General features: G+C 62.1%; 15 protein-coding genes. All 15 read left to right on the forward strand.

Going from position 1 to position 13,198, the window contains the following annotated elements; genetic code table 11:
- Positions 1-49 precede the first annotated feature (49 nt).
- The 15 genes from MN188_RS01240 to MN188_RS01310 all read left to right on the forward strand — a co-directional run bounded on the left by MN188_RS01240 (position 50) and on the right by MN188_RS01310 (position 13,194).
- Positions 50-1,213 carry an isovaleryl-CoA dehydrogenase gene (locus tag MN188_RS01240; RefSeq protein WP_242104977.1) on the forward strand — a complete coding sequence of 388 codons (1,164 nt, stop codon included), beginning with the start codon at positions 50-52 and terminating at the stop codon, positions 1,211-1,213.
- Positions 1,210-2,814, forward strand: a complete 1,605-nt coding sequence (locus MN188_RS01245; protein WP_242104978.1) for a carboxyl transferase domain-containing protein — start codon at positions 1,210-1,212, stop codon at positions 2,812-2,814. The genes MN188_RS01240 and MN188_RS01245 overlap by 4 nt, the downstream gene beginning before the upstream one ends.
- Positions 2,814-3,251 carry a thermonuclease family protein gene (locus MN188_RS01250; RefSeq protein WP_242104979.1) on the forward strand — a complete coding sequence of 146 codons (438 nt, stop codon included), beginning with the start codon at positions 2,814-2,816 and terminating at the stop codon, positions 3,249-3,251. The genes MN188_RS01245 and MN188_RS01250 overlap by 1 nt, the downstream gene beginning before the upstream one ends.
- Positions 3,248-3,811, forward strand: a complete 564-nt coding sequence (locus MN188_RS01255) for a class I SAM-dependent methyltransferase (protein WP_242104980.1) — start codon at positions 3,248-3,250, stop codon at positions 3,809-3,811. Before MN188_RS01250 ends, MN188_RS01255 begins: the two co-directional genes overlap by 4 nt.
- On the forward strand, positions 3,812-5,752 hold the full coding sequence (locus MN188_RS01260; RefSeq protein WP_242104981.1) for an acetyl-CoA carboxylase biotin carboxylase subunit: 1,941 nt from the start codon (positions 3,812-3,814) through the stop codon (positions 5,750-5,752).
- Positions 5,749-6,408 (forward strand): glutathione S-transferase family protein, encoded by a 660-nt coding sequence (locus MN188_RS01265; protein WP_242104982.1) that lies wholly within the window; start codon positions 5,749-5,751, stop codon positions 6,406-6,408. Before MN188_RS01260 ends, MN188_RS01265 begins: the two co-directional genes overlap by 4 nt.
- The gene (locus MN188_RS01270) at positions 6,401-7,258 is read left to right on the forward strand and encodes a hydroxymethylglutaryl-CoA lyase (protein ID WP_242104983.1); all 858 of its coding nucleotides are present in this window, start codon (positions 6,401-6,403) and stop codon (positions 7,256-7,258) included. The genes MN188_RS01265 and MN188_RS01270 overlap by 8 nt, the downstream gene beginning before the upstream one ends.
- A gap of 1 nt (position 7,259) precedes the next feature.
- On the forward strand, positions 7,260-8,042 hold the full coding sequence (locus tag MN188_RS01275; protein WP_242104984.1) for a crotonase/enoyl-CoA hydratase family protein: 783 nt from the start codon (positions 7,260-7,262) through the stop codon (positions 8,040-8,042).
- 288 nt (positions 8,043-8,330) lie between these two features.
- A complete protein-coding gene (locus tag MN188_RS01280) occupies positions 8,331-8,696 on the forward strand; it encodes an NADH-quinone oxidoreductase subunit A (protein WP_242104985.1) in 366 nt (121 codons plus the stop codon).
- On the forward strand, positions 8,696-9,220 hold the full coding sequence (locus MN188_RS01285) for a NuoB/complex I 20 kDa subunit family protein (RefSeq protein ID WP_242104986.1): 525 nt from the start codon (positions 8,696-8,698) through the stop codon (positions 9,218-9,220). The genes MN188_RS01280 and MN188_RS01285 overlap by 1 nt, the downstream gene beginning before the upstream one ends.
- A gap of 4 nt (positions 9,221-9,224) precedes the next feature.
- Positions 9,225-9,833 carry an NADH-quinone oxidoreductase subunit C gene (locus tag MN188_RS01290; protein ID WP_242104987.1) on the forward strand — a complete coding sequence of 203 codons (609 nt, stop codon included), beginning with the start codon at positions 9,225-9,227 and terminating at the stop codon, positions 9,831-9,833.
- Complete coding sequence (locus MN188_RS01295) at positions 9,833-11,047, forward strand: NADH-quinone oxidoreductase subunit D (protein WP_242107316.1); 1,215 nt, start codon at positions 9,833-9,835, stop codon at positions 11,045-11,047. The genes MN188_RS01290 and MN188_RS01295 overlap by 1 nt, the downstream gene beginning before the upstream one ends.
- The gene (nuoE, locus tag MN188_RS01300; RefSeq protein ID WP_242104988.1) at positions 11,047-12,135 is read left to right on the forward strand and encodes an NADH-quinone oxidoreductase subunit NuoE; all 1,089 of its coding nucleotides are present in this window, start codon (positions 11,047-11,049) and stop codon (positions 12,133-12,135) included. Before MN188_RS01295 ends, nuoE begins: the two co-directional genes overlap by 1 nt.
- A 117-nt stretch (positions 12,136-12,252) precedes the next feature.
- Positions 12,253-12,957, forward strand: a complete 705-nt coding sequence (locus tag MN188_RS01305; protein WP_242104989.1) for an NADH:quinone oxidoreductase — start codon at positions 12,253-12,255, stop codon at positions 12,955-12,957.
- Between the two features lie 3 nt (positions 12,958-12,960).
- Complete coding sequence (locus tag MN188_RS01310) at positions 12,961-13,194, forward strand: DUF5337 domain-containing protein (RefSeq protein WP_242104990.1); 234 nt, start codon at positions 12,961-12,963, stop codon at positions 13,192-13,194.
- The last annotated feature ends 4 nt before the right edge of the window (positions 13,195-13,198 follow it).

Here is a 13,198-nt window from a genome sequence, read left to right on the forward strand (position 1 = left end):
CCTAGGAAATGAACAAGCGTTCAATAAATCCGCCCTGAGGAGGGACCCCATGTTCAATCACACGATGAATTTCGACCTTGGTGAAGACGTCAACGCCCTGCGTGAGATGGTGCATCGTTTTGCCCAGGATCGCATCAAGCCGATCGCGGCCGAGGTGGACGAAAAGAACGATTTTCCCGCCGAGCTTTGGAAAGAGTTTGGCGATCTGGGCCTGCTGGGCGTCACCACCCCCGAGGAATACGGCGGGGCGGACATGTCGTATCTGGCACACGTGGTCGCGGTCGAAGAAATCGCGCGGGCCTCGGCCTCGATCAGCCTGTCCTATGGTGCGCATTCGAACCTGTGTGTGAACCAGATCAAGCGCAACGCGACCCATGAGCAGAAGATGAAATACCTGCCTGACCTGATTTCGGGCGAGAAGGTCGGCGCCTTGGCGATGAGCGAGGCGGGCGCGGGCTCGGACGTGGTGTCGATGAAGTTGAAGGCGGAAAAGCGCAACGGATACTATGTGTTGAACGGCACCAAGTTCTGGATCACCAACGGCCCGGACGCCGATACGCTGGTCGTCTATGCCAAGACCGACCCGGAGGCCGGCGCCAAGGGCATGACCGCCTTCATCGTTGAAAAGACCATGAAGGGTTTCAGCACAAGCCCGCATTTCGACAAGCTGGGCATGCGCGGATCGAACACCGCCGAGCTGATCTTTGAAGACGTCGAAGTGCCGTTTGAAAACGTGCTGGGCGAAGAGGGGCGCGGCGTGAACGTCCTGATGTCAGGGTTGGATTATGAACGCGTGGTTCTGTCGGGCATCGGCACCGGCATCATGGCCGCTTGCATGGATGAAATCATGCCCTACATCGCGCAGCGCAAGCAGTTCGGCAAACCGATTGGTGACTTCCAACTGATGCAGGCCAAGATCGCCGACATGTATACCAAGATGAACTCGGCCCGCGCCTATATCTATGAAGTCGCGAAGGCGGCTGATCGCGGTGAGGTCACCCGTCAGGACGCCGCGGCCTGTGTGCTCTATGCTTCTGAGGAGGCGATGAACGTCGCCCACCAGGCGGTGCAGGCGATGGGCGGCATGGGCTTCATGAACGAAAGCCCCGTCAGCCGCATCTTCCGCGACGCCAAGCTGATGGAGATCGGCGCAGGCACATCGGAAATCCGCCGGATGCTGATCGGACGTGAATTGATGGGGGCGATGAAGTGAAACTGCAATCCCAAGCCATGCCGGGCTCGGACGCCTGGAAGAATAACCGCGCGGGGCATCTGGATGCCCTGGGCACGATCAGGGACGCAGCCGCCAAGGCCGCCGCTGGTGGGGGCGAACGCTCGCGCGACCGGCACCTCAGCCGTGGCAAGATGCTGCCGCGTGACCGGGTGTCGAACCTGCTGGACCCGGGGTCTCCCTTCCTTGAAGTTGGCGCCACCGCCGCCCACGGCATGTATGACGACGCAGCCCCCTGTGCGGGCGTGATCGCGGGCATTGGCCAGGTGCATGGGCAAGAGGTCATGGTGGTCTGCAACGATGCCACCGTGAAGGGCGGCACCTATTACCCGATGACGGTGAAAAAACACCTGCGCGCGCAGGAGATTGCCGAAGAATGCAACCTGCCTTGCATCTATCTGGTCGACAGCGGCGGTGCGAACCTGCCGCAGCAGGACGAAGTGTTCCCGGATCGCGACCATTTCGGGCGGATTTTCTATAATCAGGCGCGTATGTCCTCCAAGGGCATCCCGCAGATCGCCGTTGTGATGGGGTCCTGCACCGCAGGCGGCGCCTATGTGCCCGCGATGTCGGATGTGACCATCATCGTGAAGGAACAGGGCACCATTTTCCTGGCCGGCCCGCCTTTGGTGAAAGCCGCGACCGGTGAGGTCGTGACCGCCGAGGATCTGGGCGGTGGCGACGTGCACACGCGCCTGTCCGGCGTGGCCGATTACCTCGCCGAGGATGACGCGCATGCGCTGGCGTTGGCACGTCGGGCGGTTGAAAGCCTGAACCGCGAAAAACCCTTCACCGTGAAGTGGCAGGAGCCGGAAGAGCCGGCTTATGACGCCGAGGAACTTCTGGGCGTGGTGCCTGCCGACCTCAAGACGCCCTATGACATCCGTGAGGTGATCATGCGGGTGGTGGATGGCTCACGCTTTGATGAATTCAAGCCGCGCTTTGGTGAAACGATCGTCTGTGGTTTCGCCCATCTGAAGGGCTGCCCGATCGGCATCATCGCCAACAACGGCGTGATCTTCTCGGAAGCCGCGCAGAAGGCTGCGCATTTCGTCGAGCTGTGTTCGCAGCGCAATATCCCCTTGGTTTTCTTGCAAAACATCACCGGCTTCATGGTCGGCCGCAAATACGAAAACGAAGGCATCGCGCGTCATGGCGCCAAGATGGTGACGGCCGTGGCCACCACCAACGTGCCCAAGGTGACGATGGTTGTCGGCGGCTCTTATGGGGCGGGCAACTACGGCATGGCCGGGCGGGCGTATCAGCCGCGCTTCATGTGGTCCTGGCCCAATTCGCGGATTTCCGTGATGGGCGGCGAACAGGCCGCGGGTGTGCTGGCGACCGTGAAACGCGACGCGATCGAACGTCAGGGCGGCGACTGGTCGGCCGAGGAAGAGGCCGCGTTTAAACAGCCCACCATCGACATGTTCGAAGAACAAAGCCACCCGCTTTATGCCTCGGCGCGACTGTGGGACGACGGCGTGATCGACCCGCGCGACACCCGCGAGGTGCTGTTTCTGTCGCTTCTGGCCGCCCTCAACGCGCCGATCGAGCCGACGAAGTTCGGCGTGTTCCGGATGTGATGAACCCGCATCTGGTCATATACTGCGTCCTGACGCTTTTTGTGCTCTATGCGCTGTTCGAAAAGCTTGATCCGCGCTTTGACCTGTCGGATGGCGGGTGTCGGGTCAGCTATGTCTATGACGGTGACACGGTCGAGCTGACCTGTGGCGGCAACACTCAGACTGCGCGCCTTGTCGGGTTTGACACGCCGGAAACGCGCGACGCGAAGTGCGCGGCGGAAAAGGCGCTGGGCGACCAGGCGACGGGGCGGCTTCGTGATCTGGTGAAATCCGGTGTCGTGACGCTGAAGTCGCAGGGCCATGACAAATATGGGCGGGTTTTGACCGAATTGGCCGTGGATGGGCGCGACGTGGCGGAGACGTTGGTGTCCGAAGGCCTGGCTACTTCGTATCGCGGTGGATCGCGCATCAACTGGTGTGAAAGGTTGGCGCAATGACGGGCTGGGACGCGAAAACAGCCGATTGGTATGCCACGAACTTCGGGGATGATCCCAGCGTGTTTGCCGTGGTTCTGGCCGCCGCCATTCAGGACGGAGAAGACGTGCTGGACGTGGGCTGTGGCACCGGGTCAGCGCTGCGTGCGATTGCGGGACGGGCAGGGCGGCTGACCGGCATCGACCCGACCCCACGGATGATCGAGATTGCGCGCGAACACGGCGGCGGCATCACCTTTCAGGTCGCCAGCGCCGAGGCGAGTTTGCAGCCGGACGCAAGCCAGGATGTGGTTCTGATGATCAACGTGCTGCACCATGTGGAAGACGAAGCCGCTGCTTTGAGCGAGGCCGCCCGCGTGCTGCGCCCCGGTGGGCGGATCGTGCTTGGTGGCGAGCGCTTCAGTTTGGAAGATGTGCCTCAGGGTCAGGATTATGCTGCCGCTTTGGCACGGGCCGGGTTTGCCCGGGCCACAACGCAAGACATTCCCGAGGGGTTCGTCACGACAGCCGTGATCCCCTTGGCACAGGAAACGACACCCACAAAGGGTGTGACGGAGGGTTAGATGTTCAAGAAGATCCTGATTGCAAACCGGGGCGAAATCGCCTGCCGCATTATGGAAACCGCGCGCAAGCTGGGCGTGGGCACCGTTGCGGTTTATTCGGACGCGGACGCTGCGGCCAAGCATGTGGCGCTGGCGGATGAGGCCGTGCATATTGGCCCGCCGCAGCCTGCCGAAAGCTATCTGCGCGGCGATGTGATCATCGCCGCTGCGCACGCGACGGGCGCGCAGGCGATCCACCCCGGCTATGGCTTCCTGTCGGAAAACCCAGACTTCGTTGAACAGGTCGAAGCCGCGGGGCTGGTCTTCATCGGCCCCTCGGCGGACGCGATCCGCGCGATGGGGCTGAAAGATGCCGCCAAGGTCCTGATGGAGAAGGCGGGTGTGCCCGTCGTGCCCGGATATCACGGTGAAAACCAGGATCCTGCCTTCCTGGCCGAGCAGGCCGACAAGATCGGCTATCCGGTGCTGATCAAGGCCGTGGCGGGTGGCGGCGGCAAGGGCATGCGCCGGGTCGATGACCCCGCCGATTTCGCCGACGCGCTGGCCAGCGCCCAGGGCGAGGCCGCGACCGCCTTTGGCAACGATGCCTGCCTGATCGAGAAATACATCCTGTCGCCGCGCCACATCGAGATCCAGGTCTTTGGCGACGGCACCCATGCGGTGCACCTGTTCGAACGGGATTGTTCGCTGCAACGCCGCCACCAGAAGGTGATCGAGGAAGCCCCGGCGCCCGGCATGACCGAAGAGGTCCGCAACGCGATGGGCCAGGCCGGCGTGAAGGCCGCCGAGGCGATCGGCTACAAGGGGGCGGGCACGGTGGAATTCATCGTGGACGGCGCAAACGGCCTGCGCCCGGACGGGTTCTGGTTCATGGAAATGAACACGCGCCTGCAGGTGGAACACCCGGTGACCGAGGAAATCACAGGCGTCGATCTGGTCGAATGGCAGCTGCGCGTCGCCTCGGGCGAAGGTCTGCCAAAACAGCAGGGGGATCTGTCGATCAACGGCCATGCGTTCGAAGCGCGGCTCTATGCCGAGGACGTGCCCAAGGGCTTCCTGCCCGCGACCGGCACGCTGACGCATCTGAAGTTCCCCGCGGGTGCGCGGGCCGATACCGGCGTGCGCGCGGGCGACACGATCAGCCCGTTTTATGACCCGATGATCGCCAAGCTCACCGTGCATGCGGCGACCCGCTCGGCGGCGTTGCGCATGATGTCGACCTCACTGGCGCATACCGAAGTGGCGGGCTCCGTTACCAACCTGGCCTTCCTGGGCGCGCTCACGCGGCACGACGGGTTTTCGGTCGGGGACGTGGACACCGGGTTGATTGATCGCGACCTTGAGGCGCTGATTGCCGAGCCGGGGCCGACGCTCGGTGACATCGGCGCGGCCGCGCTGTGTGCGCTGGACCTGCTGAAACCTGCGGGCAACGGCTTTACCCTGTGGGGCGGGTTGAACCATTTCGTCACGCTCACCCATGCGGGCGAAAGCGTGGACGTGGTGGTGACCTCGCACGGGGCGGATCATCACGTGATCCGCGTGGGTGACGATGAGATCGAAGCCACCCGCCTGCGCGGCCAGTGGAAGCTGGGCGAAGATCGCGGCCCCCGCGTGGCCAAATCGGGCAGTGTCGTCACGGTGTTCGCCCAATCCGGGCTGGAATTTCACGTCACCAACCCGCTGGATCGCGACGTGGTCGGGGGGGCGGCCGCCGGTGTGATCGAGGCGCCGATGCCGGGTTTGGTCAAGGCGGTCTTTGCCGAGGCCGGACAGGTGGTGGCGCAAGGCGACCGGCTGGCCATTCTCGAAGCGATGAAGATGGAGCATTCGCTGGAAGCCGCGCGTGACGGCGTGGTGGCCGAGGTGCTCTGTGCCGCAGGTGACCAGGTCGAAGCGGGCGCCCCGCTGGTGCGTCTGGAAGAGCAAGAGGACGCGGAATGATCCGTCTGCACCACGCTCCCCAGGCGCGCTCGTTCCGCACCCTGTGGTTGCTTGAGGAAATGGGCCTGGATTTCGATGTCGAGGTGAAGGATTTCTTCTCGAAAACCATGCGTTCAGCCGAATACCTGGCCTTGTCCCCGGCGGGACGGGTGCCGGCGCTTGAAATCGACGGGCGGGTTTTGTTCGAAAGCGGCGCGATCACCGAGTACCTTGTGGAAACCCGGCCCGAGATCGGTCTGGGCCGCTTGCCTGCGCACGCGGAACGCCCCGAGTTTCTGGAATGGCTGCATTTCGCCGAAACCATCGGCCAGCATCTGGCGGCTCTTACGCAGCAGCACATCGTCCTGCGCGAAGACTGGATGCGCTCCCCCACCGTAATGCGGTTGGAGGCCAAGCGGCTGGAAAAGGTGCTGGAGGTTGTCGAACGCGTGGTGTCCCAGCGCGACTACCTGCTGGAGAGCGGCTTCAGCGCTGTGGACACCAACATCGGCTACTCGGTGATGATTGCGCGCCATTTTGTACCGGTCGGGTTGCTGCCCGGCGTCGATGCTTACTTTGATCGTCTGGCGGCGCGTCCGGCGTTCCAGCGTGCGCTGGCACGCGATGGCGGCGCTGTGATTTACCCCCAGGATTTCTATGAGGCCCCTGATGTCTGAGAGAGTGGAAATATTCGAAGTCGGCCCGCGCGACGGGTTGCAGAATGAAAAACGCCAGATCCCGACGGCGGAAAAAGTGGCGCTGGTCGATCTGCTGTCTGGTGCTGGGTTCAAGCGCATCGAGGTGGCGAGTTTCGTCAGCCCGAAATGGGTGCCGCAAATGGCGGATTCAGCCGAAGTTCTGGCCGGGATCACCCGCGCGCCCGGCGTGTCCTATGCCGCGCTGACCCCGAACCTGCGTGGGTTTGAAGGCGCTTTGGCGGCGAAGGCCGATGAGATTGCCATTTTCGGTTCGGCCAGCGAAGGATTCAGTCAGGCGAACATCAATTGTTCGATAAGTGAAAGTCTAGAGCGGTTTTTACCGGTTGCCGAGGCTGCAAAAGTCGCGAATTTGAAAGTGCGGGGATATATCTCCTGTGTCACGGACTGCCCCTATGATGGCGAAACGGCACCCGAGAAGGTGGCCGAAGTGGCCGAGAAGCTGATCGCGATGGGCTGTTATGAGATCAGCCTGGGCGACACGATCGGGCAGGGCACACCCGACAGCATTGCCCGGATGCTGGACGCGGTTCTGTCGGTCGCGGGACCGGACATGTTCGCGGGTCACTACCACGACACGGCAGGTCGTGCGTTGGCCAATATCGAAGTCTCGCTGGACAAGGGGCTGCGCGTTTTTGATGCGGCGGTGGGCGGGCTGGGCGGATGCCCTTATGCGCCGGGGGCTGCCGGGAACGTGGCAACGGAACTGGTGCATGACGGCGCTACCGCGCTGGGCTATGACACCGGGCTGGACCGGGATGTGATTGAAAAGGCGTCGGAAATGGCGCGGCAGATGCGGGTGGAACGTTAAGATGTACGAGACGATTTCGATTGAGACCGACGCGCGCGGGGTTGCGACACTGACGCTGGACCGCGCCGAAAAACACAACGCCCTGTCGGCGCAGATGATCGATGAGCTGACACAGGCCGCCAAGACGCTGGGCACGGATGATGCGGTGCGCGTTGTGATCCTGACCGGGGCTGGCAAAAGCTTCTGCGCCGGGGGCGATCTGCGCTGGATGCAAGACCAGATGGCGGCGGATGCCGAAACGCGCTTTGTCGAGGCCAAGAAGCTGGCAATGATGCTTAACGCCTTGAATGAATTGCCGAAACCCCTGATCGGGCGGGTCCAGGGACAGGCTTTTGGCGGCGGCGTCGGCATGGCCAGCGTTTGCGACGTCGCGATCGGAGTTGAGACCGCGAAGTTCGGCCTGACCGAAACCCGGCTGGGCCTGATCCCGGCCACCATTGGGCCTTACGTGCTGGCGCGATTGGGCGAGGCGATGGCGCGGCGCGTGTTCATGTCGGCGCGCATTTTCGGTGCCGAAGAGGCGGTCACGCTGGGCCTTTTGGCCAAGGCCGTGCCCGCCGATGCCTTGGACGACGCCATTGAGGCCGAGGTCGTGCCTTACCTGACCTGCGCGCCCGGCGCGGTGGCCGAGGCAAAGCGGTTTACCCGCTGGTTGGGCATGCCGATCACGGAACAGGTGATCGACCAGACCATCGCCGGCCTGGTGGATCGTTGGGAAAGCGCCGAGGCGCAGGACGGGATCGCGGCGTTCTTTGACAAACGCAAGCCGGACTGGGCCAACTGAACCCGAACCATGTGAGTCTTTCCCGGTTTTCAACCCTCGGTGCGCAAATCGCCGGGGGTTTTCGGTTTTTCCTGCAAAAAAACCTTGTCCGTGGCGCAAGGTGAAACAGGGGCGAAAGCGTACAAAAATCATTGTAAACAATGGTATACCGACAGGGGAAGTGGCTTGTTATCGCTAGACATTCCAATGTCTGAATGCGTTGCCGCGTCGGTTGACCCTGCCGCGGTGCGGCGGTAAACCCCGAAGAGCTAACGACATGCGGCACGCACCGCATAAAAGGAGCCACACGTGGAAGACCTGCTTCGGGAATACCTCCCCATCATCATTTTCCTTGGACTGGCCGTGGTACTTGGCCTTGTCTTCATCATTGCCGCCGTCATCCTGGCCGTACGCAACCCGGACCCCGAAAAACTCAGCGCTTATGAATGCGGTTTCAACGCGTTTGACGATGCGCGGATGAAGTTCGATGTCAGGTTCTACCTGGTGTCGATCCTGTTCATCATTTTCGATCTGGAGATCGCTTTCCTGTTTCCCTGGGCCGTGGCCTTCAAGGATGTGGGCATGGTCGGCTTCTGGTCGATGATGGTGTTCCTGGCGGTGCTGACGATTGGCTTTGCCTATGAATGGAAGAAGGGGGCTCTGGAATGGGAGTGATGACCGGAGCCAACACTGCAGGCGGTGATCGCGAAGTCGCGACGCGGCAGTTGAACGATCAGCTGGCCGACAAGGGCTTTTTGCTGACCACCACCGACGACATCATCAACTGGGCACGCACCGGCTCGCTGCACTGGATGACCTTCGGTCTGGCCTGCTGCGCGGTCGAAATGATGCATTCTTCGATGCCGCGCTATGACCTTGAGCGTTATGGCACCGCGCCGCGCGCCTCTCCGCGTCAGTCCGACCTGATGATCGTCGCGGGCACCCTGACCAACAAGATGGCCCCGGCCCTGCGCAAGGTCTATGACCAGATGCCCGAGCCGCGTTACGTAATCTCGATGGGCAGCTGCGCCAATGGTGGTGGGTATTACCATTATTCCTATTCGGTGGTGCGTGGTTGTGACCGCATCGTGCCGGTGGACGTCTATGTTCCCGGCTGCCCGCCCAGTGCCGAGGCGCTGGTTTATGGCATCCTGCAGCTGCAACGCAAAATCCGCCGCACCGGCACGGTCGTGAGGTAAGCACATGTCTGAAGCCCTGAACGAACTTGGCGCGCTGATCGAAGCGAAACGTCCCGATTGCGTATCGTCCTGGGAGGTCGCCTTTGGCGAACTGACCGTGGTCGCCCCGCTGGCCGCGCTGCCCGCCTTCATCGAGTTTCTGAAAACCGACCGGTCCTGCCGGTTCTCGTCGCTGGTGGATATCACAGCGGTTGATTACCCGACGCGTGAGGCACGGTTCGACGTGGTCTATCACTTCCTGTCGATGTACCAGAACCACCGCATTCGGGTGAAGATCGAGGTTCGCGAAGATGACTTGGTGCCGTCGATCACCGAGGTGCACCCGTCGGCCAACTGGTTCGAGCGCGAAGTGTTCGACATGTTCGGCATCCTGTTCTCGGGCCACCCGGACCTGCGCCGGATTCTGACCGACTATGGCTTCCGCGGCCATCCGCTGCGCAAGGATTTCCCGACCACGGGCTATACCGAAGTGCGTTATGACGAGGTCGAAAAGCGCGTGGTTTACGAACCCGTCAGCCTGACCCAGGAATACCGGCAATTCGACTTCATGTCGCCGTGGGAAGGGGCCGAATACATCCTTCCGGGCGACGAGAAAACGCAAGAGGCGAAATGATGGACGGTGATTTCAACGACGCACTGACCGGCGAACAGCAGATTCGCAATTTCAACATTAACTTCGGGCCGCAGCACCCGGCGGCACACGGCGTGCTGCGCATGGTGTTGGAGCTGGACGGCGAGATCGTCGAGCGCGCCGACCCGCATATTGGCCTGCTGCACCGTGGCACCGAAAAGCTGATGGAAAGCCGCACCTATCTGCAGAACCTGCCGTATTTCGACCGTCTGGACTACGTCGCGCCGATGAACCAGGAACACGCCTGGTGCCTGGCGATCGAAAAGCTGACCGGGGTCGCTGTACCGCGCCGTGGCAGCCTGATCCGCGTGCTATATTCCGAGCTTGGCCGGATCATGAACCATGTGTTCAACGTGACCACGCAGGCGATGGACGTTGGCGCGCTGACGCCGCCGCTGTGGGGTCTGGAAGCCCGTGAAAACCTGATGATCTTCTATGAACGGGCCTGCGGTGCACGGATGCACGCGGCTTATTTCCGCCCCGGTGGCGTGCACCAGGACCTGCCGCCCGAGTTGATCGACGACATCGAGACCTGGGCCAAGGATTTCCCGAATGTGCTGGCCGACATCGATGGGCTGCTGACCGAAAACCGCATTTTCAAACAGCGTAATGCCGACATCGGCATCATCACGGAAGATGACATTCTGAACTTTGGCTATTCCGGCATCATGGCCCGTGGTTCGGGTCTGGCCTGGGACCTGCGCCGTGCGCAGCCCTATGAATGCTATGACGAATTTGAATTCCAGGTGCCCGTGGGCAAGAACGGTGATTGCTATGACCGGTATCTGTGCCGGATGGAAGAGATGCGCCAGTCGCTGTCGATCATCCACCAGTGCATCGCCAAGCTGCGCGCGCCCGAAGGGCAGGGGGACGTTCTGGCCCGTGGCAAGCTGACTCCGCCCAAGCGCGCGGACATGAAGACGAACATGGAAAGCCTGATCCACCACTTCAAGCTTTATACCGAAGGGTTCCACGTGCCGGCCGGCGAAGTCTATGCGGCCGTTGAGGCGCCGAAGGGCGAGTTTGGCGTGTATCTGGTGTCGGATGGGTCGAACAAACCTTACCGCGTCAAGATCCGCCCGCCGGGGTATCTGCACCTGCAATCCATGGATCACGTCGCCCGCGGCCACCAGCTGGCCGACGTTGCCGCGCTTGTCGGCACGATGGACATCGTTTTTGGGGAGATCGACCGCTAATGCTCCGCCGTCTGCATTCCGAACAACCTGACAGTTTCGCATTCACCCCGGCCAACCAGGCCTGGGCCGAAGGTCAGATCACCAAATACCCCGAAGGCCGCCAGGCATCGGCGGTCATCCCGCTTTTGTGGCGCGCCCAGGAGCAGGAAGGCTGGCTGACCCGCCCGGCGATCGAAGGCGTTGCCGACATGCTGGGCATGGCCCACATCCGGGCGCTGGAAGTGGCCTCGTTCTACTTCATGTTCCAGCTGCAACCAGTTGGGTCCGTTGCGCATATCCAGATCTGCGGCACCACGTCATGCATGATCTGCGGCGCCGAAAGCCTGATCGAAGTGTGCCGCGAGAAGATCGCCGACACGCCCCACACATTGTCCGCCGATGGTAAGTTCAGCTGGGAAGAGGTCGAGTGCCTGGGCGCCTGCACCAACGCCCCGATGGCGCAGATCGGTAAGGATTATTACGAAGATCTGACCGCCGAAGGCTTTGCCAAGCTTCTGGACGATCTGGCCGCCGGCAAGGTGCCGACACCGGGCCCGCAGAACGGCCGCTATGCCTCCGAGCCGCTGTCTGGCCTGACGTCGCTGACCGACTACGAAAGCGGCAAGACGCAGTATAACGCAAGCGCGCAGCTGGCGACGGATATCGGCGACACGGTGAAGCGGATCGACGGCACCGAAGTGCCGCTTCTGACCCCGTGGTTGGGCAAGACGGGCAAGGCGGTGAAATCCGCTGCGAAGGAACCTGCCGCGAAGAAGGCTAAGGCGCCGAAACCTGCGAAAGCCGTGGCCGACGCGCCGACCGGCGCCGCAAAAAAGCCCCGCACGCTCAAGGGACCGCGCAAGGCCGGGGCCGATGATCTGAAACAGCTCAAGGGCGTTGGTCCGAAGCTTGAACAGACGCTGAACGAGCTGGGCTTTTACCATTTCGACCAGGTCGCCAAATGGACGGCGGACGAGATTTCCTGGGTTGATGACAACCTGAAATTCAAGGGTCGGATCGAACGGGACGGCTGGGTTGACCAGGCCAAGACCTTGGCCGCTGGCGGCGAGACCGCGTTCTCGAAGAAAATGAAGAAAGGCGACGTCTGATACGGACAGCTGAATGATGAGTGTGCATGCGGATCATATCACCAAACGAGCGGCGCAAAGCCGCCATTCCACATGCGTGTGTGCAATCGACCATGACATCAACAGGGAGTGGGACGAATGAGTGAGACGAACCAAGGAATCTTTTCCTGCAAAGGCGTTTGCTGGATCACCGGTGCGTTGCTGGGGCTTGCGGCGTTCCTGCTGCTGAACAAAATGATGATGTGGCTTCTGGCCTTGGTGCTGGGCATCGTCGTTCTGGTGGTTGCCGCGATGACCCTGCGCAACCTGTTCTGTGGCGAAGTCGAAGCGGCGCAAATGTCGATGGCGACAAGCACTGCGGACGCCCCGAAATCCGCCAGCCCTGCAGCGGCAACCGAGACCGCCAAGACACAGATCGCTGCCACGCAAGCGGATGGCGCGGCAGACAAGCCGGCGGCTGAGCCGAAGGCGAAAGCAAAACCGGCCGCGAAGGCCGCCAAGCCAGCGGCGAAATCGGCCAAACCTGCCGCAAAAGCAGCTGCGAAGCCCGCGGCAAAAGCCGCTGCCAAACCCAAGCGCGCGCCGGTTGCCAAGGACGGCAAACCCGAGACGCTGAGCGCGGCACGCAGCGGGGGCGCTGACGATCTGAAGCAGTTGAAGGGCGTCGGCCCTGGGCTGGAGAAGACGTTGAATGAACTGGGGTTCTATCACTTCGACCAGATCGCCGGATGGCGCAAAAAAGAGGTCGAATGGGTGGACAGCCGGCTGAAGTTCAAGGGGCGCATCGAACGCGACGAATGGATCAAGCAGGCAAAAGCGCTGGCCAAGACGGGCAAGGCGTAAGGAATGAGTGAGATGAGCATCGACCCACGGGAAGCACACGCACGACAGGGAAAGGTGGCCGGTCTGGTCATCGCCTTCACAGGCGCGTTGTGGGTGGGTGCGAGCTGGGTCGGGGCGCAGTATGGCTGGTCCAACCGCACGATGGCCTTGTTTGACCTGTTGGCCCTGGCGGGGTTCGCCTGGGCTTTGGTCGCAACATACCGGATCTGGCGTGCGCGCCAGGATGACGAAGGATAAATCG

This window comes from Aliiroseovarius subalbicans, from assembly GCF_022678625.1.
GTDB classification, from domain to species: Bacteria; Pseudomonadota; Alphaproteobacteria; order Rhodobacterales; family Rhodobacteraceae; genus Aliiroseovarius_A; species Aliiroseovarius_A subalbicans.